At 73.2% G+C, this 21,961-nt stretch carries 13 protein-coding genes; 7 read left to right on the top strand and 6 right to left on the bottom strand.

The annotated features are described in order from the left end of the window. Nucleotides 1–207: 207 nt before the first annotated feature. Genes ABZ671_RS26710 through ABZ671_RS26700 form a run of 3 tightly spaced genes read left to right on the top strand, consistent with a single transcriptional unit; the run spans nucleotide 208 to nucleotide 4,285 of the window. Nucleotides 208–1,056: a universal stress protein gene (locus ABZ671_RS26710; RefSeq protein ID WP_357863090.1), complete on the top strand. Its 849-nt coding sequence runs from the start codon at nucleotides 208–210 to the stop codon at nucleotides 1,054–1,056. After that, nucleotides 1,041–3,425 carry a phosphoketolase family protein gene (locus ABZ671_RS26705; protein WP_357863087.1) on the top strand — a complete coding sequence of 795 codons (2,385 nt, stop codon included), beginning with the start codon at nucleotides 1,041–1,043 and terminating at the stop codon, nucleotides 3,423–3,425. Before ABZ671_RS26710 ends, ABZ671_RS26705 begins: the two co-directional genes overlap by 16 nt. Then, entirely contained in the window at nucleotides 3,422–4,285 is an 864-nt protein-coding gene (locus ABZ671_RS26700; RefSeq protein WP_357863084.1) for a universal stress protein, read from the top strand. The genes ABZ671_RS26705 and ABZ671_RS26700 overlap by 4 nt, the downstream gene beginning before the upstream one ends. Nucleotides 4,286–4,288: 3 nt before the next feature. Here ABZ671_RS26700 and ABZ671_RS26695 read toward each other — a convergent pair whose 3' ends face one another. After that, nucleotides 4,289–6,634 carry a heavy metal translocating P-type ATPase gene (locus ABZ671_RS26695; protein WP_357863080.1) on the bottom strand — a complete coding sequence of 782 codons (2,346 nt, stop codon included), beginning with the start codon at nucleotides 6,632–6,634 and terminating at the stop codon, nucleotides 4,289–4,291. A 192-nt stretch (nucleotides 6,635–6,826) separates the two neighbouring features. Here ABZ671_RS26695 and ABZ671_RS26690 point away from each other — a divergent pair, with 192 nt between their 5' ends. Next, a complete protein-coding gene (locus tag ABZ671_RS26690) occupies nucleotides 6,827–7,837 on the top strand; it encodes a nitroreductase family protein (RefSeq protein ID WP_357863078.1) in 1,011 nt (336 codons plus the stop codon). Between the two features lie 91 nt (nucleotides 7,838–7,928). Then, complete coding sequence (locus ABZ671_RS26685; protein ID WP_357863092.1) at nucleotides 7,929–9,599, top strand: GAF domain-containing protein; 1,671 nt, start codon at nucleotides 7,929–7,931, stop codon at nucleotides 9,597–9,599. A 46-nt stretch (nucleotides 9,600–9,645) separates the two neighbouring features. Here the strand turns inward: ABZ671_RS26685 and ABZ671_RS26680 are convergent, their stop codons facing one another. Then, nucleotides 9,646–10,284 (bottom strand): response regulator transcription factor, encoded by a 639-nt coding sequence (locus ABZ671_RS26680; RefSeq protein ID WP_357863075.1) that lies wholly within the window; start codon nucleotides 10,282–10,284, stop codon nucleotides 9,646–9,648. Between the two features lie 189 nt (nucleotides 10,285–10,473). Here ABZ671_RS26680 and ABZ671_RS26675 point away from each other — a divergent pair, with 189 nt between their 5' ends. Beyond that, on the top strand, nucleotides 10,474–11,448 hold the full coding sequence (locus ABZ671_RS26675) for a nitroreductase (RefSeq protein WP_357863072.1): 975 nt from the start codon (nucleotides 10,474–10,476) through the stop codon (nucleotides 11,446–11,448). Between the two features lie 49 nt (nucleotides 11,449–11,497). Here ABZ671_RS26675 and ABZ671_RS26670 read toward each other — a convergent pair whose 3' ends face one another. Continuing rightward, the gene (locus ABZ671_RS26670) at nucleotides 11,498–12,505 is read right to left on the bottom strand and encodes an NAD-dependent epimerase/dehydratase family protein (protein ID WP_357863070.1); all 1,008 of its coding nucleotides are present in this window, start codon (nucleotides 12,503–12,505) and stop codon (nucleotides 11,498–11,500) included. A 241-nt stretch (nucleotides 12,506–12,746) separates the two neighbouring features. Between ABZ671_RS26670 and ABZ671_RS26665 the strand changes: the two genes are divergently transcribed. Further along, nucleotides 12,747–18,167, top strand: coding sequence for a carboxyl transferase domain-containing protein (locus tag ABZ671_RS26665; protein ID WP_357863067.1), 5,421 nt, complete (start codon nucleotides 12,747–12,749; stop codon nucleotides 18,165–18,167). Here the strand turns inward: ABZ671_RS26665 and ABZ671_RS26660 are convergent. From ABZ671_RS26660 to ABZ671_RS26650, 3 genes are all read right to left on the bottom strand, one after another. Beyond that, nucleotides 18,133–19,431: an MFS transporter gene (locus tag ABZ671_RS26660; protein WP_357863064.1), complete on the bottom strand. Its 1,299-nt coding sequence runs from the start codon at nucleotides 19,429–19,431 to the stop codon at nucleotides 18,133–18,135. The genes ABZ671_RS26665 and ABZ671_RS26660 overlap by 35 nt on opposite strands. Nucleotides 19,432–19,706: 275 nt before the next feature. After that, on the bottom strand, nucleotides 19,707–21,422 hold the full coding sequence (locus tag ABZ671_RS26655) for a 2-isopropylmalate synthase (protein WP_357863061.1): 1,716 nt from the start codon (nucleotides 21,420–21,422) through the stop codon (nucleotides 19,707–19,709). Between the two features lie 27 nt (nucleotides 21,423–21,449). Further along, complete coding sequence (locus ABZ671_RS26650; protein ID WP_357863057.1) at nucleotides 21,450–21,821, bottom strand: hydroxyisourate hydrolase; 372 nt, start codon at nucleotides 21,819–21,821, stop codon at nucleotides 21,450–21,452. Between the last annotated feature and the right edge of the window lie 140 nt (nucleotides 21,822–21,961).

Raw genomic sequence — 21,961 nt, 5'->3', positions numbered from 1 at the left:
GGGCGCCTACACCCCCCCCGCGGGGGGGGCCCGGGGCCACCCCCCCCCCCCCCCCCGTTGAGGGGGACGGTGGGGCCCCTTGTTAACACACGTGTGTTAACAAGGGGCCCCTCCTTGCAAGCGGTAGCGGTTCGACTGTCTCGGCCCGAGGCCGGCACGCTGCCGACTACGGTGGGTGAGGAGAGCGCGGTCGGGAGGTGAGGCGGGATGGCCACGCCCACCAACGACGCGGTGGTGGTCGGTGTCGGCGGCTCCGAGGAGAACCTCCAGGTGGTCCGCGTGGCCGCTCGGGAGGCCGCCGCGCACGACCGGCCACTGCACCTGCTGCACGCCTTCGACTGGACGGCGGCCCTCAAGGAGCCCTCGGTGGCCGGGCCGCGCGACGCCGCGGAGGAGCTGCTGAAACGCGCCGAGCGGGCGGCCGCGGAGGTCGCCCCGGCCGTCCCGGTGCAGGGTGAGATCGTCGAGGGTTCTGCCGTCGAGGCGCTGCTCCGGGCCGCCGAATCGGCGTACCTGGTGGCCCTCGGCGACGGCGGAATGGCCACCTGCCCGACCTGCGTACCGTCCGACGCCCCGGCGGTGCAGGTCGCCGCCCGGGCCGGCTGTCCGGTGCTGGTGGGCCGGGCCGGGCCGCCACCGCAGGGGCCGGTGCTGGTCGGCGTGGACGGCTCGGAGGCGGGCGACACCGCCCTCGGCTATGCCTTCGACTGCGCGGACCGCCGTGAGGCTCGGCTGCTCGCGATCCGGGTCATCGAGCCCGGACGAGCGGACGACAACGGCGACCTGCTCGCCGAGGCGGTGTCCCGGTACGCCGCCCAGCACGCCACGGTGGCCGCCGAGTGTCACACGGTGCGCGGCGATCCGGGCAACGTCCTCGTCGAACAGTCCCGCTCGGCGCAGCTCGCCGTGGTCGCGGCGCGGGGCGAGGAACCACTGCGGGGCATGCTGGGCGCGGTCAGCCAGACGCTGCTCTACCATTCGCCGGCCCCGGTAATCGTCGTCCGTGGACTCGGCTCCGGGGGCGTGGCAGGGTCAGGGTCATGGACAGCCCCCTGACCGAAGAAGAGCTGCGCAGGCTTGACGCCTACTGGCGGGCGGCCAACTACCTCACCGTCGGGCAGATCTACCTGCTCGACAACCCGCTGCTGCGCGAGCCGCTGACGCCGGAGCACGTCAAGCCGCGGCTGCTGGGGCACTGGGGCACCAGCCCCGGCCTCAACCTGATCTACGCGCACCTCAACCGGGTCATCGTCGACCGGGACCTGTCCGCCATCTTCGTCACCGGCCCCGGCCACGGTGGCCCCGCCCTGGTGGCGAACACCTGGCTGGAGGGGACGTACAGCGAGCTATACCACTCGGTGAGCCGGGACGGGACAGGCATGGCCCGGCTGTTCCGCCAGTTCTCGTTCCCCGGTGGCATTCCCAGCCATGTGGCGCCGGAGGTGCCCGGCTCGATCCACGAGGGCGGCGAGCTGGGCTACGCGCTCAGCCACGCGTACGGGGCCGCGTTCGACAACCCGGACCTGCTGGTCGCCTGCGTGATCGGCGACGGCGAGGCGGAGACCGGGCCGTTGTCCGGAAGCTGGCTGTCCAACGTCTTTCTCAACCCGGCCCGGGACGGGGCGGTGCTGCCCATCCTGCACCTCAACGGTTACAAGATCGCCAACCCGACGGTGCTGGCCCGGATCCCCGCCGAGGAACTGCTCGAGCTGATGCGCGGCTACGGCTACCAGCCGTACGTCGTCGAGGGCGACGACCCGTCCAGGGTGCACCAGAGCCTCGCCGCGACCCTGGACCGGGCGGTCGACGAGATCGCCGCGATCCAGCGCCGGGCCCGCTCCGGCGGTCCCGTCGAGCGCCCCCGCTGGCCGATGATCATTCTGCGTACGCCGAAGGGCTGGACCGGTCCCGGACAGGTCGACGGCAAGCAGGTCGAGGGCACCTACCGGGCCCACCAGGTGCCCATCGACCAGGTGCGAAGCAATCCCGAGCACCTGGCCGAGCTGGAGCGCTGGCTGCGCGGCTACCGGCCGGAGGAGCTCTTCGACGACACCGGCGGCCCGGTCGCCGAACTGGCCGCCCTGCCGCCTCGGGGCGACCGGCGGATGAGCGCCAACCCGGTGGCCAACGGCGGGCGGCTGCTGCGCGACCTGGACCTGCCCGACTTCCGTGACTACGCGGTGGATGTGCAGCGGCCGGGCGAGCCGATCGTCGGGGCGGCCGGCGCGCTGGGGCCCTGGGTCCGCGATGTGATCAGCCGAAACCCGCAGACCTTCCGACTCTTCGGGCCCGACGAGGTCGCCTCCAACCGGCTCGGCGCCGCCTTCGAGGTCACCGACCGCGCGTTCGTCGGCGACACGGTCCCCGGCGACGACCACCTCTCCCCCACCGGGCGGGTGATGGAGGTGCTGTCGGAGCACCTGTGCCAGGGCTGGCTGGAGGGCTACCTGCTGACCGGCCGGCACGGCATCTTCACCAGCTACGAGGCGTTCATCCACATTGTCGACTCGATGGTCAACCAGCACGCCAAGTGGCTCAAGGTGACCCGGCACATCCCGTGGCGGGAGCCGGTGGCCTCGCTGAACTACCTGCTGTCCAGCCACGTGTGGCGGCAGGACCACAACGGCTTCTCGCACCAGGACCCGGGCTTCATCGACCATGTGGTGAACAAGAAGGCCGAGGTGGTCCGGGTCTATCTGCCGCCGGACGCCAACACCCTGCTCTCCACCATGGATCACTGTCTGCGCAGCCGGCACTACATCAACGTGGTGGTGGCTGGGAAGCAGCCGGCACCGAACTGGCTGACCATGGACGAGGCGATCCAGCACTGCCGGCGCGGTCTGGGCATCTGGGACTGGGCCAGCAGCGACGCCGGCACCGAGCCGGACGTGGTGCTGGCCTGCGCCGGCGACGTGCCGACGCTGGAGACCCTGGCCGCGGCCGACCTGCTCCGCCAGCACCTGCCCGAGTTGAAGGTCCGGGTGGTCAACGTCGTCGACCTGATGCGCCTGCAGCCGCCCTCGGAGCACCCGCACGGCCTGCCGGACAACGAGTTCGACACCATCTTCACCCGCGACCGGCCGATCATCTTCGCCTACCACGGCTACCCGTGGCTGATCCACCGGCTCAGCTACCGGCGGACCAACCACGGCAACCTGCACGTGCGCGGCTACAAGGAGGAGGGCACCACCACCACGCCGTTCGACATGGTGATGCTCAACGACCTGGACCGTTTCCATCTGGTCATCGACGTCATCGACCGGGTGCCCGGGCTCGCCTCGCGGGCCGCGCACCTGCGGCAGGAGATGATCGACGCCCGGCAGTCCTGCCGCGACCACACCCGGGAATACGGCGAGGACGACCCCCGGGTCGTCGAGTGGCGGTGGATCCGGGAGACCGAGCAAGGGCTGCTGAGCGACCGATGAGTTCCGAGGAGATCCTGGTCGGCTACGACGGTTCCGCCGACGCCACGGTGGCCCTGAACTGGGCGCTGGACGAGGCGGACCGCTCGGGCCGCCCGGTCCGGCTGGCGTACGTCTTCGAGTGGCTGACGGTGGTCGGCTGGGTCGGCCCCGGCGTGGCGCCCGGGATCTGGCCGGACGACACCGCCCGCCGGCAGGTCGAGGAGCTGGTCCGGTCGGCGGCGGCGCAGGCCGCCGCCGACCGGCCCGGTCGCACCGTGCACGGCGAGGTCTTCGACGGCCCGCCCGCCCTGGTGCTGCAGGAACGCTCGGCCGAGGCGGGGATGCTGGTGCTCGGCAGCCGGGGGCACGGTGGGTTCGGTGGTCTGCTCGCCGGCTCCACCGCGGTCTCCGTGGCCGCCCACGCCCACTGCCCCGTCGTGGTGGTACGCGACGGCCAGGCGGCCACCTCCGGGCCGGTGGTGGCCGGCGTGGACGGCTCCGAATCCTCGCTGCGGGCCCTCGGCTTCGCCGTCGAGCGGGCGGCCCAGCGGGACGTGCCGGTGCGGGTGCTGCGGGCCTGGGGGCCGCCCGGTGACCGATGGGTGCCCGGCTTCGACCCGCAGGAGGCCGCCGCCACGGCACGGGCGGCGGTCGAGCAGGAGCTGGCCCAGTGGCGCAAGACCTTCCCGGACGTGCCGGTCGAGCTCCGGGTGCCGCCGGGCAACCCGGCCGCGCTGCTGGTCGAGGCGAGCCGCGAGGCGCAGCTGGTGGTGGTCGGCAGCCGGGGCCGGGGCGGGCTGCGGGGCATGCTGCTCGGCTCGGTCAGCCAACAGCTCATCCACCACTCGCGGTGCCCGGTGGCGGTGGTCCGCGAACGCTGAACCTCACCGGCCGGCGGCCGGTCCCTCCTCCGGGTTCAACGAGAAGTAGTCCTCCTCTTCCTGCGCCAGATGCAGCCGCAGCACCGCGTCCAGGCCGTACAGGGCGGCGAGCAGGTCGGGTACCTCGTCGTGGCGCAGCCGGCCGTCCAGGTGCTGGGCCAGGTGGCCGCCGATCCGGTCCACCAGCCGGCCGATCTCCACGTGCCCCCGGCTCATCGTCGAGGTCGCCTCGGCGCTGCCGAGCAGCCCCGCGACAGCCGGATAGAGATGCCGTTCCTCGGCCGCCTCGTGCGGCAGCACCTCGTCGACCAGCCGGCGGTGCACCTCCCGCAGCGCCGGTACGCACTCCGGCGCGTCCGGGCGGGTCGCCACCAGGTCGGCGGTGTCGCGCAGCCGGTCCAGCACGTCGCGTACACCGTGGTGCTCACCCGCGTACCGGTCGAGCAGTTCCCGGGTTTCCGGCGGGACGTCCTGGCGGCGCAGGCCGCCCCGAAGGGCACGCAGCGCGTTGACGATGACGAGCACGTCGATGCCCTCCTGGAGAAACGCGCCGGCGACCGGGGGCAGCCCGCCCGCGGCGGCCGCCACCATCGCCACGACGGCCAGGCCCATCCCGACGGTGGCGCTCTGCACCGCGATGCGGCGGGCGTACCGGGCGATCTCGACGGCGTCGGCGAGCCGGTCCAGCCGGTCCACGGTGAGCACCGCGTCGGCCACGTCGGCGGAGGCGGTCGCCCCGGTGGCGCCCATCGCCACCCCGACGTGCGCCTCGGCCAGCGCCGGCGCGTCGTTGACGCCGTCACCGACCATCACGGTCACCGCGCGACCGGACTCCTCCTTCACCCGGTCGACCTTCTGCTGCGGCGAGCACTCGGCGATCACGTCGTCCACGCCGACGGTCTGCGCGACCTGTTGGGCGGTACGCGGCCGATCGCCGGTGACCATGACCAGGCGGTTCAGCCCGCTCTCGCGGAGCCGCCGCACGGTACGCCGGGCGTCGGGGCGTACCGGATCCTCCAGCAGGATCGCGCCGAGCGGGGCACGGTCATCGCTGACCCAGACGGTGGACCGGCCCGCCAGCTCCGCGCGCTCGCGTACCCGATGCGCCCAGTCGGGGGGCTCGCCGGCGAGCTGGCCCACCCGGACCAGGCGGCCTGCCACCCGGCCGGTCACCCCGCGCCCCGGCTCCTCCGTGACGTCCGTCGGCTCTTGCAGGCGAAGCCCCTGCTCGCGGGCCTGCCGGACCAGGGCGGCGGCCAGCACGTGCGGGGAGAGCTGCTCGACGGAGGCGGCCAGCCGCAGCACCTCGTTCCGGTCTCCGCCGGGCGCGACCACCGTCTCGGCGGCGCGCGGCCGGCCGGCGGTGAGTGTCCCGGTCTTGTCCATCAGCAGGGTACGGGCGCGGCCGAGCAGCTCCAGCGACCCGCCGTCGCGGACCAGCACCCCGCGCCGGGCCACCCGGGACAGCCCGGAGACGATGGCGATCGGGGTGGCCAGCAGCAGCGGGCAGGGGGTGGCCACCACCAGCACCGCCACCGCGCGCAGGAACTGGCCGGACAGCGCCCAGGCCACCCCGGCCACCACCAGGGTGAACGGTACGAACGCGGCGGCGTACCGGTCGGCGAGGCGGACCATCGGGGCCTTGCGCGCGGTGGCCTCCTCGGCGAGCCGGACGATCCCGGCGTACGTGCTCTCCGCCGCGCTCTTGCGGGCCCGCAGCCCGAACCCGGCGCCGGCGTTGACCACCCCGCTGGCCACCTGCTCGCCCGCGGCGCGGGTGACCAACCGCGACTCGCCGGTGACCACCGACTCGTCCAGCGTCGCGGGCTCCTCGACGGTCCCGTCCACCGGCACCACGTCGCCGGGGCCGACCACCAGCCGGTCCCCCACCGACACCTGGTCCAGCGGCACCACCTCGATACTCCCGTCGGCGGTACGCCGGCGGGCCCGGCGCGGGGCGCGTTCCAGCAGCGCGCGCAGGTCCCGGCTGGCCCGCCGCTCGGCGTAGTTCTCCAGCGCCTGCCCGGTGGCGACCATCACCGCGATCACCGCACCGGCCAGGTACTCCCTGGTCAGCAGCGTGCCGAGCAGGGCCAGCACGGCGATCACGTCCACCCCGAACTGCCGGCGCCACAACTGTCGCAGCGTCGCCCAGGTGGTGGGCACCAGCGCCACCACGGTCACCGCCGCCCAGATCAGCTGGGCCACGCCGCGCAGCCCGGCGAGCCACAACCCGGCGCCGACCAGCCCGGCCACCGTGAGCAGGGTCAGCGGGGCCCACTGCCGCCAGTCCACCCGGCGCCGCCGCGCCGGCCGCTCGGATACGCACTCGCGCGGTTCCGCGTCCACGTGCGGATCGTCTCAGCGGTCCGGCAGGGGGAACAGGGCAAACGCGGGTATTCCAGCGGGTCGAAAGGCCCGGGCGGCGCGGGGCTCCCGTACCCTGCGACCGGCCACCGGATGGCAGAGGATGAAGCGGCATACCCCGCTCGGGCGCCACCGGCGTGGGGCACGATGGGCAGAAACGGAAAGGTCGAGACGATGAGCCACGAGACGCCGGCTACGGACCAGGCGCTGACCACCGCGCTCGCCAAGGCCGCCGCGACGTCCGGTCGCGCCCCCTCGGTGCACAACACTCAGCCGTGGCGCTGGAAGGTCCTTCCCGACGCGCTGGAACTGCGGATGGTGCGCGACCCCCGGCTCGCCGCCACCGACCCGGAAAACCGGCTGGTCACGCTGAGCTGCGGCGCGGCGCTGCACCACGCGCGCGTGGCGCTGGCCGCCGAGGGCTGGACGGCGCAGGTGCGGCGGCTGCCCGACCCCGAGCAGCCGGAGCTACTCGCCCGGCTCACCGACGTCCGGCACGCCGGGGCGGACCCGGACGCGATGCGCCTCGTGCAGTGCATGCAGGTCCGGCGCACCGACCGCCGGCCGGTGCGCGAGGAGCCGGTGCCGGGCCCGGCCCTCGACGAGATCGTCCGGGCGGCCGACGCGGAGGGCGTACGGCTCCAGATTCTCCACCGCGACCAGGTGATGGAGCTGGCCGCCGCCGCGGCGCAGGCCGCCGCGGTCTCGGCGGAGGACCCGGAGCTGCGCGAGGAGCTGGAATATTGGACCAGCCGGGCCGGCACCGGCACCGGCCTGCCGCCCGAGGTGCTGCCCGAGCAGGCCCCCCAGACCACCGTGCCGGGCCGGGACTTCGGCCGGCCCGGCACCCTGCCGATCAGCTCCGGGCACGACCGGGCCGCCGTCTACGGCATTGTCTGGGACACCGAGGACGAGCCGGAGAACTGGCTGCGCGCCGGCGAGGGGCTCTCCGCGGCCTGGCTGGCCGCCACCCGGCTCGGCGTGTCGATGGTGCCGCTCAGCGGCGTGGTGGAGGTGGAGGGCACCCGCCTCACCGTACGTCGGATACTGGCCGGGCTCGGCTACCCGTACCTGGCGCTGCGGCTGGGGCTCGCGGACCCGGCACACGCGGGACCACCGCACACCCCGCGGTTGGCGACTGAGGAAATCGTCGACACCTCCGCGGTACGCGCCGGCCACGCTTGACGCGTCGTTCCCGGCGGTCGCCGGGCGATATCATCGCCCGGTGGCCAGCGCACCGAATCCCCGGCACGAACACGTCACTCCCTCGCTCGGGCTGACCCCGCTGTCCCGGGTACGGCTCGACGAGCTGTTGCAGGAGATGCTGGACCGGGTCGGTGAGGTGGTCACCAGCCGGGAACGGCTGCGGGCCCTGCTCGACGCGGTGGTGGGCATCGGCACCGACCTCGACCTGCGCAGCACCCTGCAACGGATCGTGCAGGCGGCGTGCGAGCTGGTCGGCGCGAAGTACGGCGCGCTCGGGGTGATCGGCCCCGACCGGCTGCTGCACGATTTCATCGTCCACGGCATCGGCGACGAGCTGCGCGCGACGATCGGCGACCTGCCGCACGGCCGGGGCGTGCTGGGCCTGCTCATCGACGAACCCCGACCGCTGCGCATGCCGGACATCACCCGGCATGCCAAGTCGTACGGCTTCCCGCCGAACCACCCGCCGATGCACAGCTTCCTCGGCGTGCCGGTCCGCATCCGCGACCACGTCTTCGGCAACCTCTACCTCGCTGAGAAGCAGGGCGCGGCCGAGTTCACCGAGGACGACGAGGAGATCGTGGTGGCGCTGGCCGCCGCGGCCGGCGTGGCGATCGAGAACGCCCGCCTCTACGCCCTCGCCCACCGGCGGGAACGGTGGCTGGCCGCCACCGCCGAGATCACCTCGGTGCTGCTCGGCGAGGTGCGGCGCACCGACGCGCTGACCCTGGTGGCCCGCCGGGCCCGGGAGGTCGCCGAGGCGGAGCTGGCGTTGGTGCTGCTCTACGACGAGGACGAGGAGCAGTTCACCGTCGAGGTGGTCGACGGCATGGACGAGGACGCCCGGGCGATGGTCGGCGCGGTGCTGCCGGCCGCCGAGACCACCTTCGCCGGCTCGGTCATCGAGCGCCGCCACGACCTGCTGGGCAACCTCGCCGAGGCCGCTTCCTGGCCACGGCCGGTGATCGCCGGCCCGGCGGTCCTCGCCCCGCTCGCCACGGCGGACATCCTGCACGGTGTCCTGGTGATCGCCCACCGCGCCGACCACGCGGGCGGCGATGACGACGTCGCGCTACTGAACAGCTTCGCCGGCCAGGCCGCGCTGGCCATGGAGCGGGCCCGCGGCCAGGAGGAGCGGGAGCTGCTGGCGGTCCTGGAGGACCGCGAGCGGATCGCCCGTGACCTGCACGACGTGGTGATCCAGCGGCTCTTCGCCACCGGCCTGCAGTTGCAGAGCACCGCGCCGATGAACGCCCGCCCCGAGGTGGCCAAGCGGATCAACGCGGCCGTCGACGACCTGGACGCCACCATCCGGGACATCCGGCGGACGATTTTCGAGCTGCGCACGCCGATGAGCGCCGCCCTGCGCACCGAGATCCGCGACGCGATCGAACTCGCCGCCGAGTCGCTGGGTTACCGGCCCCACCTGGACCTGGTCGGCCCGATCGACAGCGCCGTGCCGGACGGGCTGCGCCCCGAGCTCACCGCCGTGCTGCGGGAGGCGCTGTCCAACGCCGTACGCCACGCGCAGGCCGACCGGGTGTCGGTGACGGTCAAGGTCGACGCCGGCTGGGTGACGGTGACGGTCAGCGACGACGGGGTCGGGTGCGATCCGGAGGCGGCCCGTAGCGGCCTGGTGAACCTGCGCGAACGGGCCGAACGCCTCGGCGGTGAATTCCAGTTGAGCCGGGTGCGGCCGCACGGCACCGAGGTGCGCTGGAGCGTCCCGCTGCACGACTGAGCGGCCGGGCCGCCGGACGCGGCCGTCCGGGGCCGGCGGCGACGCCTCAGTGCCGCTGGCCGAGCAACCGGGTGGCCAGCACGGCCGCCTGGGTACGCCGCTCCAGGCCGAGCTTGGCCAGCACGCTGGAGACGTAGTTCTTCACCGTCTTCTCGGCGAGGAACATCTTGCCGGCGATCTCCCGGTTGGTGAGCCCCTCGGCCACGTACTCCAGGATCCGCCGCTCCTGCTCGGTGAGCGACTTCAGCTCGCGCGGCTGCTCGACGCCGCTGCGGATCCGCTCCAGCACCCGGGTGGTGATCGCCGGGTCGAGGAGGGACTGCCCGGCCGCCACCCGGCGCACCGCGTCCACCAGGTCGGTGCCCCGGATCTGCTTGAGCACATAGCCGGCGGCACCGGCCATGATCGCGGCGAAGAGCGCCTCGTCGTCCTCGTACGAGGTGAGGATCAGGCCCTTGATCGAAGAGTCCACGGCACGAACGTCCCGGCACACGTCGATGCCGTTGCCGTCGGGCAGCCGGGCGTCGAGGATCGCCACGTCGGGGCGGAGCGCCGGGATGCGGCGGGCCGCCTCCGGGGCGGAGCCGGACTCGCCCACCACCTCGATGTCACCGCTACTGGTGAGCAGGTCGGCAAGGCCACGACGGACGACCTCATGGTCGTCGAGCAGGAACACCCGGATCATTCGTCCTTTCTACCGCCACGCCCCGGTGTCGCGCACGGGCCGAAGGTCCCTACCCGTGACGCGGCCGTGTGGGCAGACGGTCCCGCCGAGGTGGGGACCTTGGGCCCTGCTCGCAAAACCCCTGGTTGACGCAGTGTTGAGGGGAACCAACCGGGCGGCGGCACCGCCCACCGCGGAAGGAGCAGCACCATGACCACCGGCTTCACCGTCGAGCAGCTGCGGTCCGCCGTCACCGACGCCGTCCGGGCACCGTCCCTGCACAACACCCAGCCGTGGCGCTTCCGGCTGCGCGACGGCGGAATCGAGCTCTCCGTTGACCCGCTGCGCCGGCTGCCGGCCACCGACCCGAGCGGCTGGGGCGCCCGGATCGCCGCCGGGGCGGTCCTGTTCAACCTGCGGCTGGCGCTCGCCGTGGCAGGCACCCCGGCCACGGTCCGGCTCCGCCCGTACCCCGCCGACCCGAACGTGGTGGCCCGGCTGGTCCCGGACGTGCCGCGCCGCCCCACCCCCAACGAACAGATCCTCCACGCGGCGATCAGCCGCCGGTTCAGCAACCGCGCCCCGTTCTGGCCCGATCCGGTCCCCGCCGATGCCCGGTGGCGGATCGGCGAGGCCGCCCGGGCCGAGCACTGCTGGCTGGAGCTGCTGATCGGCACCGGCGCGGTCAACGCGTTCGCCGAGATCACCCGCAGCGCCCACCGCGTCCTCGAACGCGACCCCGCGTACGTGGCCGAGCGGACCGCCTGGATCCGCTCCGAGCCCGCCCCCGACGGCGTGCCGGCCGCCGCCGGCGGTCCGCGGGGCGAGCCGCAGGACCTGCTGCCGCAGCGCGGCTTCGGAGGCCGCGACCGGGCCCCGGGACGGGACTTCGAGCCGGAGCCGCTGGTCGCGGTGCTGGGCTCGGCGGGCAACACCACGGCCGACCAGATCGTCGCCGGCCAGGCCCTGCAACGGGTGCTGCTGACGGCCACCGACGCCGGGCTGAGCGTGTCGATGATCTCCCAGCCGATCGAGGTGTCCGGGGCGCGGGAGGCGCTGCGGCTCTCCCTGGGCCGGTTCGGCACCCCGCAGATGGGCCTGCGGATCGGTTACGGCCAGCCCGGCACCGCCACCCCGCGCCGCCCCGTCGACGAGGTGCTCGACCTGCCGGTGGCGTCGGCCTGAGCCCGCCGCCCTGCCTCCCTCGACGGGGAGCGGCCGGCGGCACCCCTCCTCAGACCGCCCGGTCGACGCCGGCCAGCAGTTCCGCCTCGCGCTCGGAGTCGAGCCCCACCGGGGCCCGGGCCGGCCGGCCGGCGCGGGGCGGCACCTGGCCCACCTCGCACAGCCAGCGCCAGGTGTCGGCGACCGTGTCCGCGACCGGCCGGCAGACCAGCCCCGCCGCGTACGCGCGCTCGACGTCGCGCTCCTGCATCCACCGGAACTCGTGGCCCGGTGGAATCCAGATCGGCAGGTCGTTCCAGGGCATGACGCCCGCGGCCAGGATCGGCTCCGGGTCCGTCCAGCGCAGCGCCGCGTCGGCACCGGTCACCGCCACCGCCGCGTCGAGCAGCTCACCCATCGTCGTGTGCCCGCTGCGGCCCACCACGTTGTACGCCCCGCCGACGCCCTCGGCACACCGATCCAGCAGCCAGCTCGCCAGGTCCCGGACGTCGATGTACTGCACCGGCAGGTCGCGTGGCCCCGGGGCCAGCACCTCCCCGCCCCGGGCGATTCGCCGCAGCCACCACGGCAGCCGCCCGATGTCCTCACCCGGCCCGAGGATCAGCCCGGCGCGGGCCAGCAGCGCCCGCTCGCCGAAGACCTCCACCGCGGCCCGCTCCGCGCCGGCCTTGAGCTGCGGATAGTCGCCGTCGACCGCGTCGGCTGACGCCTCGACGACCGGCGCTTCCTCGGCCGAGCCCGGCTGCACCGGCTCGGCGTAGACCGAACCGCTGGAGACGTAGCCGTAGTGCCCTACCGAACCGGCGAGCGCGCGGGCGGCGTCCCGCACGGCCCGGGGCGCACCGTCCCAGGTGTCCACCACCAGGTCCCACTCACCGCTGGCGAGCGCCGCCAATCCGTCGGGTGCCGTCCGGTCACCCCGCAACCGGCGTACGCCCACCGGCACGCCGCCGTGCAGCCCCCGGTTGAACACCGTCACCGACCAGCCACGCCCTACCGCCTCGGACACCACGGCCCCACCGACGAATCCCGTCCCACCCAACACCAGCAGTCTCATACGCCCCAGCCTGCCCCGGGGCGGCCTGGCCAGGGTGTCCCGTTCACGGTGAGCGGATCTGCCCAGGGCAGAAGGCACAACCGGGGCGCCCACCCGTGATCAGGCCGCCTCGAGAAGCCCGCAATCTTGGGGTTTTAGGGGTGTCGCCGGTTCCGCGCCGCACGTTACTGTCCGTCAAGCCCGAACCCCGACGGGTGTTCCTCGGGCACATCGATACGTGTGAGAGTGGGGAGGCTCAGCGGTGTTCGAGCGTGTCGCGATCGTCAACCGAGGCGAGGCCGCGATGCGGCTCGTCCACGCTGTCCGGGATCTCTCGGCGGAAACCGGTACGCGCATCCAGACGGTGGCTTTGTACACCGACGAGGACCGTAGCGCGACCTTCGTCCGGGAGGCGGACCTCGCCTACCCCCTGGGTCCCGCCGCCGCCCGACCCTACCTCGACCACGCCGTGCTGAAGAGAGCCCTGGTCGAGACCGGGGCGGACGCCGCCTGGGTGGGCTGGGGCTTCGTCGCCGAGGATCCGACGTTCGCCGAGTTGTGCGAGTCGATCGGGGTCGCCTTCGTCGGGCCGAGCCCGGAGGCGATGCGCAAGCTCGGCGACAAGATCGGCTCGAAGCTGATCGCCGAGGAGGTCGGCGTGCCGGTCGCGCCGTGGAGCCGCGGCGAGGTGGCCACGCTGGAGGAGGCGCTGCGCGCCGGCGACGAGATCGGCTATCCGCTGATGCTCAAGGCCACCGCGGGCGGCGGCGGGCGCGGCATCCGCATGGTGGCCTCGGCCGCCGACCTGACCGAGGCGTACGAGCGCACCAGCCAGGAGGCGCTGCGAGCGTTCGGCTCCGGGGTGGTCTTCTTGGAGCGCCTGGTCACCGGCGCCCGGCACGTCGAGGTGCAGGTCATCGCGGACGGCCAGGGCACCGCCTGGGCGCTGGGCGTCCGCGACTGCTCCGTGCAGCGCCGCAACCAGAAAGTCATCGAGGAGTCGGCCTCCCCCGTCATGACTCCTGAGCAGGCCGCCGAGTTGAAGTCGTCGGCCGTGCGGCTGGCCCTGGCGGTGGGCTACCGCGGCGCCGGCACGGTCGAGTTCCTCTTTCACCCCGGGGAAAAGCTGTTCGCCTTCCTCGAGGTCAACACCCGGCTCCAGGTGGAGCACCCGATCACCGAGATCACCACCGGCACCGACCTGGTCAAGCTCCAGTTGCACGTGGCCGCCGGCGGCCGGCTGGAGGGCGCGCCGCCGGCCGAGGCCGGGCACGCGGTCGAGGCGCGGCTCAACGCCGAGGACCCCGACCGCGACTTCGCGCCGTCGCCCGGCCGGATCACCCGACTGTCGCTGCCGGCCGGGCCCGGCATCCGGGTGGACACCGGGGTCAGCGAGGGCGACCGCATCCCGGCCGCCTTCGACTCGATGATCGCCAAGATCATCGCGTATGGGCGGGACCGGGCCGAGGCGCTGGGCCGGCTGCGCCGGGCGATGGCCGACACGACCGTCATCATCGAGGGCGGCGCCACCAACCGGAGCTTCGTGCTCGACCTGCTCGACCAGCCCGAGGTCATCGACGGTAGCGCCGACACCGGCTGGATCGACCGGGTACGCGCACAGGGCCGCCTGGTCTCCCACCGGCACTCGGCCGTCGCCCTGGCCGCCGCCGGCATCGAGGCCTACCAGGACGAGGAGGAGGTCACCCGGCAGCGGCTGCTCGCCACCGCCCGGGGCGGGCGTCCGCAGACCCGGCACGAGAGCGGCCGCCCGCTGGACCTCAAGCTCCGCGGCGTCGGCTACCGCGTCCAGGTGGCCCGGGCGGACGGCAACCGTTTCCGGGTCGGCATCTCCACGGCTGGCGGTGACGTCCACCACGCCGACGTTGCGGTCGAGCGGCACGACGCGCACACCGGCCGGCTGACCGTCAACGGGCGCCGGTTCCGGGTGGTGTCGGCAACCCACGGCCCGGTCCACACCGTCCAGGTCGACGGCGTGACCCACCGGATCAGCCGGGACGAGGGCGGCGTGGTCCGCGCCCCGGCCCCGGCACTGGTGGTCGCGACGCCCCTCGCGGTGGGTGACGAGGTGGCCGCGGACGCCCCGATCCTGGTGCTGGAGAGCATGAAGATGGAGACCGTGCTCCGCGCCCCGTTCCGGGCCCGGGTGCGCGAGTGCCCGGTCGCCGTGGGCAGCCAGGTCGAGACCGGCGCGCCGCTGCTGCGCCTGGAGCCGATCGCCGGTGCGGAATCCGCCACGGCCGACGCGCGACCCGACGCGAAGATCGAGATCGACCTCCCGGCCGAGCCGCCGCAGGCGCCCGCGACCGACCGGGTCGAGCGTGGCCTGCGCGAGCTACGTGCCCTGTTGCTCGGCTACGACACCGACCCGGAGCACCGGAAGCAGGTCCTCGCCGGATACCTGGCCGCTCGCGCGGAGCTCGACAGCACCCCCCTGCCCGGTGAGCTCGACCTGCTCACGGTCTTCGCCGACCTGCTCGAGCTGAGCCGCAACAAGCCCGGCGTCGACCTGAAGACCGAACCGGGCAGTGCGGTGCACAGCCCGCGCGAGCACTTCCACAGCTACCTGCGCAGCCTGGACGCCGAACGGGCCGGCCTGCCCGCGGCCTTCGAGAGCCGGCTGACCCGGGTGTTCGGCCACTACGGAGTCGGCAGCCTGGAGCGCACCCCGGAGCTGGAGGATGCCGTCTTCCGGGCCTTCCTGGCCCAGCAGCGGGTGCCGGACGACGTCGCGGTCGTCTCCGAGGTGCTCCGGCGCTGGCTGGCCGACCCACCACCGGTGGAGCCCGAACGCGCCGGGCGAGTCCTGGAGCACCTGATCGAGGCCACCCAGGTGCGCTTCCCCTCGGTCTCCGACCTCGCGCGCGGCGTGGTGTTCCGCTGGTTCGCCCAGCCGCTGCTGCGCCGCGGTCGGGCCGAGGTGTACGCCGCGGTCCGTGCCGACCTGCGCTATCTGGACCAGCACCCGGACGCACCGGACCGGGCGGACCGGATCGAGCGTATGGTCGCCCGCTCCGAGCCACTGGTCCGGCTGTTCGGGCAGCGGATCGGGCGGCCCGGCCGGGATCATGCGGCGCTGCTGGAGGTGCAGGCCCGCCGGCACTACGACGACGGCGGGCTCGGCACGGTCGTGGCACGGTCGTCCGGGGGCTGCTCGTTCGTGGCCGGGTCGGGGCTGATCTCGGCCGCCGTGGCCTACGACGAGCTGGACCGCGTCCTGGCCGGGCTGGCCACGCTGGCGGCCGGCGAGGGCGCGGTCGACGTCGACCTGTACGTCGCCTGGCCCGGGCAGCCCGACGCCGACGCGATGGCGGCCCGGCTCGGGGAGTTGATCGCCGGGCATCCGCAGCCCGAGGACGTACGCCGGGTCACCGTCGTGGTCGCCGCTCCCGGCGGCGCCGTGCACCATCACTTCACCTTCCGCCGCGAGTCCGGGACCTTTACCGAGGACCTGCTGATCCGGGGCCTGCACCCGCGGCTCGCCGAGCGCCTGCAACTGCCACTGCTGAGCGAGTTCGACCTGACCCGGCTGCCGGCCGCCGACGAGGAGATCTACCTGTTCCGGGCGACGGCGCGGAGCAACCCGGCGGACGAGCGGCTGATCGCGATGAACCAGATCCGCGACCTGACGCCGCTCTGCGACGCGGACGGCCGGCTGGTCGCGCTGCCCACCGCGGAGGCGGCGATCGCGTCCAGCCTGGACGCGATCCGCGCGGTCCAGGCGCAGCGGCCGGCGCACCGGCGCTTCGACTCCAACCGGATCGTGATGTACGCCTGGCCCGAGGCCGACCTCTCCCGCGACGACCTGGACGCGTTGGTCCGCCGGATCCTGCCGACCACGGCCGGGGCGGGCCTCGAAGAGATCCTGGTCATCGCCCGGCGGCCGGACGAGGTGGCGGTGCGGATCGTCCTCGACCCGGGGCAGGGCGCGCGCATCGAGGTGGGCAAGCCGGTGAGTGAGCCGGTGCGGCCGCTGGACGAGTATCGGCAGAAGGTGTTGCGGGCGGCGCGGCGCGGGACGGTCTATCCGTACCAGCTGACGGAGTGGCTGGGTGCGTTCCAGGAACACGACCTCGATGAGCGGCACGCGCTCGTGCCGGTGGATCGGCCCAAGGGCAGAAACTCGGCGGCCCTGGTCGCCGGTGTGGTGCGGACAGTCACCGATCGTCACCCCGAGGGTGTCACCCGGGTGGTGCTGCTGGGGGATCCGACCAAGTCGCTGGGGGCGCTGTCCGAACCGGAGTGCCGGCGGGTGATCGCGGCCCTCGACCTGGCGGAACAGATGCGGGTGCCGCTGGAGTGGTACGCGCTGTCCTCGGGCGCTCGGATCTCAATGACCTCCGGCACCGAGAACATGGACTGGGTGGCCGCGGCGTTGAAGCGGATCGTGGAGTTCACGCAGGCCGGCGGTGAAATCAACATCGTGGTCGCGGGGATCAATGTGGGGGCGCAGCCGTACTGGAACGCTGAGGCGACGATGCTGATGCACACCAAGGGCATCCTCGTGATGACGCCGGACTCGGCGATGGTGCTCACCGGGAAACAGTCACTGGACTTCTCGGGTGGGGTGTCGGCGGAGGACAACTTCGGTATCGGTGGCTATGACCGGGTGATGGGACCCAACGGGCAGGCGCAGTACTGGGCGCCGAACCTGACGGCTGCCCGGGACCTGCTCATGGCCCACTACGCCCACACCTATGTCGTGCCCGGCGAGTCCGGGCCGAGGTCGACCGTCAGCTCCGACCCGGTCGATCGTGACATTTCAAACTTCCCGCATACGGCGGCCGGCAGTGAGTTCACCACCATCGGAGAGATCTTCTCCGCGACGGCGAACCCGGATCGGAAGAAGCCGTTCGACATCCGTAGCGTCATGCGGGCCCTCGCCGACCAGGACCACGCCGTGCTCGAACGCTGGGCCGGAATGGCCGACGCGGAAACCGCGGTCGTGCAGGACGCGCACCTCGGTGGCATGCCGGTCTGCCTGCTCGGCATCGAATCCCGCTCGGTGTCGCGGCGCGGCTTCCCGCCCACCGACGGGCCCGACACCTACACCGCGGGCACGCTGTTCCCCCGCTCGTCGAAGAAGGCCGCCCGGGCGATCAACGCGGCCAGCGGCAACCGCCCGCTGGTCGTGCTGGCCAACCTGTCCGGCTTCGACGGCTCCCCCGAATCGATGCGCAAACTCCAGCTGGAGTACGGCGCGGAGATCGGTCGGGCCATCGTCAACTTCCGCGGCCCGATCGTCTTCTGCGTCATCTCCCGCTACCACGGCGGCGCGTTCGTGGTCTTCTCCAAGGCGCTCAACCCGAACATGACGGTGCTGGCCCTGGAAGGATCGTTCGCGTCGGTGCTCGGTGGCGCGCCGGCGGCGGCCGTGGTCTTCACCGGCGAGGTGAACAACCGCACCGCCGCCGATCCGCGGGTGACCGCCTTGCAGGCCGAGGTCACCGCCGCGACCGGCGCCGAGCGGGCCACGTTGCACGCCCGGCTCGCCGAGCTGCGCGTCGCGGTCCGAGCGGAGAAGCTCGGTGAGGTCGCGGCCGAGTTCGACCGGGTGCACAGCGTCCAGCGGGCCGTCGACGTCGGCTCGGTGGACGCGGTGATCCGGGCCGCCGAGCTGCGGCCCAGGATCATCGAGGCGATCCGGAACGGCCGGCGGCGGTGACTTCCGGCCCGAGCGAGCCGCCGCGCTCCGGCGGGGCTACCCGGGGGGCGCTCTCATGCCGGAGCACCAGCCCGGCCAGGCCCGCCGCCAGCAGAAACAGTCCGGCGACGGCGAGCCAGGCCGGGCCGTACCCGAGGGTGTCGGCGATCGCGCCGAGCGGGATCGGCCCGAGTACGAATCCGGTGAAGAACCCCAGCGAGAGCAGCGCCGAAGACGGACCGAGCGGGCCGGACCGCCGGTCGCGCACGATCAGGACCATGGTGACGGCGTTCGCGCCGACCGCGGTGGCGCCGACTCCGACCGTGCCGATCCACAACGCGGCCGGCCCGAGCTCGGCGCCGGCCCAGATCAGCACCGCGGACACCGCCGCGCCTGCCGCCAGCCGGCGCAGCAGCGGGCTCAGCAGCGGAAGCGCCGCCGCATGACGTGACCAGATCAGGCGGGACGCCACCCCGGCCACGCCCAACGCCGCGATCAGCAACGCGGATGTCCCGGGTGGCTGGTGCAGCCGTTCCTGGCCGTAGAGCGTGGTGAAGGTGGCCACCGCGGACACCCCGCACCCCAGCGCGGCCAGGAACGCCATCAGCAATGCCAGATAGCGGTTGGGCCGGGCGGGACGCCAGCCGGGTGCCCGCCGGACGGCCGGCCCGAGCGGCCGGGCCGGCAGCGTCGACGCGGTCATCACCAGGGCGAACAGCGCCAGCGGCGCACCGGCCAGCAGCACCGCCCGCCAGCCGGCGAGCCCGCTGAGCAGCGGTGCGGCCAGGCCCACCACCAGTGCCGAGAGCTGCACGCCGGCCTGTTTGCGGCCGACCGCACCGGCTCGGGCGGCGGGCTCGACGTTCTCGGTTATCGCCAGATTGGTGGCCGGGTTGGACATGGCCTGGCCGACGCCGCTCAGGATCATCGCGGCCAGCAGCCCGGCGTAACCGGAGGCCAGCCCCATCAGCACGAACGCGGTGGTGGCGACGCTGAAGAGGGTGAGCAGCGCGGCCCGGGCGCCGATCCGGTCGACCAGGCCTCCCGACCACAGCGACAACATCGCCGCCGTCCCGAACACCGCCGTCGGCAGGGCGCCCAACGCGGACCGGGAGACGCCGAGCGCCGCGGTGAGCTGCGCGCCGACCGCCCCGACCGAGTAGAGCACCGAGGTCGGCAACGCCATCGCCAGCACCAGCGTCGGGCCGAGCAGCCGGGCCTTGGGGCGCAGCGCCGCACTCATTCCGAGGGCCGGCCGGGGGCGGGAGGGGGGTCGGCGGCGCACCGCTCCCGCAGGATGGCGAGATCGTCGTACGAAAGTTTCGAAGGGATCGGGGCAGTGATCATCGAAGTCACCTGGTTCCTCGGGCGGAGCGCGGCGCGACCACCAACGCTGGAGGCGGGAGACGGTGCCCGGTGCCGGTGCGCAACGGCGCACCGGATGCCATCGACCGTAATCAAGCGCTCACCGCGTCGTACACCCCTGACTCCGTGGTACGAGGCGACCCCTATCGACGTGTGGCCCGCGCCGTCGGCGCGGGCCTGCCACGTGCGATGAGCTCAGCTGGCGCGTTCCCAGCGCCGCGTCATCGGGGTACGCCGGGGTGCCTCGGCCGGCAGCGCCCGGGTGATCGCGGCGCGCACCGCGGCCCGGGCGGCGGCGTCCAGATCGGCGGCGGTGCCGACACCCCAGACCCGGCGCTGCTCGATCAGGCACTCGGCGTAGACGACCACGTCGTTCCGGCGGGAGTCGGCGGCGCTCACGCCGATCCGGTGCACCTCGTGCACCTGCATGCCCCAGGACGCCAGGTGTGCCTCCAGGTCACCGAGCGCGTCGGCCCGGCTCGCCCCGACGGCGAAGGCGTCTCCCTGTACGTGCAGGGTGGTCGGCACCGGCTTGCGGAACGTGACCGGGACGGTGACGAACCGGGGTGAGGCGTACTCGTCCAGGAACATCCGGCTCACCTCGTCCGGCTCGATCTCGCAACCCCGCTCGTCGGCGGCCGCCTGCACCCTGCCGGCGAACTCGATCCGCAACTCCCGGGGCAGTTCCAGGCCCTGGCGAGAGCTGAGCACGTACGCCACCCCGCCCTTGCCGGACTGGCTGTTGATCCGCACCACCGACTCGTACGTCCGGCCCACGTCGTGCGGGTCCAGCGGCAGGTACGGCACCTCCCACCGCAGCCGCTCCGGGTCCGCGCCCTGGCCAACGGCCCGGGCCCGCGCGTCAAAGCCCTTCTTGATCGCGTCCTGGTGTGAGCCGGAGAACGCGGTGAAGACCATGTCCCCGCCGTACGGGTGCCGCGGGTGCACCGGAATCTCGTTGCACCACTCCACGGTCCGGCGGATCCGGTTCAAATCACTGAGGTCCAGCCCCGGGTCGACGCCGTGGGTCAGCAGGTTGAGCGCGAGCGTGACCAGGCAGACGTTGCCGGCCCGTTCGCCGTTGCCGAACAGGCAGCCCTCGATGCGTTGGGCGCCGGCGAGCACCGCGAGTTCGGCGGAGGCCACCCCGGTACCGCGGTCGTTGTGCGGGTGGACCGAGAGGCAGACGTGCTCGCGGCGGGACAGCCGCCGGTCGAGCCACTCGATCTGGTCGGCGAAGACGTTGGGCGTGGTCCGCTCCACGGTGGTCGGGAAGTTGAGCGTGATCGGCCGGCCCGGCTCTGGCTGCCACACGTCCATGACCGCCTCGCAGACCTCCAGGGAGAAGTCCAGCTCGGTGTCGGCGAACAGCTCGGGCGAGTACTGGAAGCCGAGGTCGCAGTCGGCGAGTGTGCGCTCGGCGTATTTCATGAATAGTCGGGTGCCCTGCACCGCGAGGTCCTTGCATTCCGAGCGGGACAGCCCGAATACCATTTGGCGGAACTGCGGCGAGGTCGCGTTGTACAGGTGCAGGGTGGCCTGCCGGGCACCCGCCAGGCTCTCCACGGTTTGCCGGATCAGCTCGTCGCGGGCCTGGACCAGAACCGAGATGCGAACGTCGTCCGGGATCAGGTCACGCTCGATGAGCAGCCGCAGGAAGTCGTGATCGTCCTGGCTGGCCACCGGGAAACCGACTTCGATCTCGGTGAAGCCCATCTCCACCAGCAGGTTGAACATGGCCAGCTTGCGGTCCGGGGTCATCGGATTGACCAACGACTGGTTGCCGTCGCGCAGGTCGGTGCTCAGCCAGCGGGGCGTGGTGTCGATGGTGCGGGCCGGCCAGGTGCGGTCGGGAAGGTCCACGGTCGCCGGCATCGGGTAGCGCCGCGAAATGAACGGGTTGCTCCTCACTGGCCATTCCTCTCTGAGCCGGTCGGGTCAGGCCCGATCGCCGAAGTACAACGAGTACGAGTACGGAGTCATCAGCACCTGGACCTGGCAGGTGCGCGATTCGCTTCGCAGCCGGAAGACGATGATGATTTCCGGATAGGCCGCGCTGGCGCCCAGCGCGGAGAAGTACTGGTCGCTGTCGAAGATGATCCGGTAGGGGCCGCGCAGCAACCGCCCGGTCACGAAATCGTCGATGGTGCCGTCCGCATTGGTCTCCGCGTCCGCGATGGGCAACCAGCATCCATCCACCGACTGTTCGAGGCGCGCGCGCAGACCTGTGGCGGGCGTGCCGTATACACCGTCGAGGGCCCGAGCCGAGATGCCCATGCTGATCACCTGCCTGTCGTTGTCCAGGGTCACGTCCCTGTACGGGCCGGGATAGCCGGCCGCGTCGCCGATCCTGCAACTGGGCGTTATCGCACGGCCTTCGACCTCTTATCGCGCGCGTCGCCCCGTTATCGCCCCGGCCGAAGACCCGGAAAGCCCTGCCGATGCCGGAT

The sequence above is a fragment of the Micromonospora sp. NPDC006766 genome (assembly GCF_040636055.1).
In the GTDB taxonomy this organism is placed as follows: domain Bacteria; phylum Actinomycetota; class Actinomycetes; order Mycobacteriales; family Micromonosporaceae; genus Micromonospora.
Note: the sequence above shows the minus strand (reverse complement) of the source record. Positions and strands in the feature narration are given on the sequence as shown.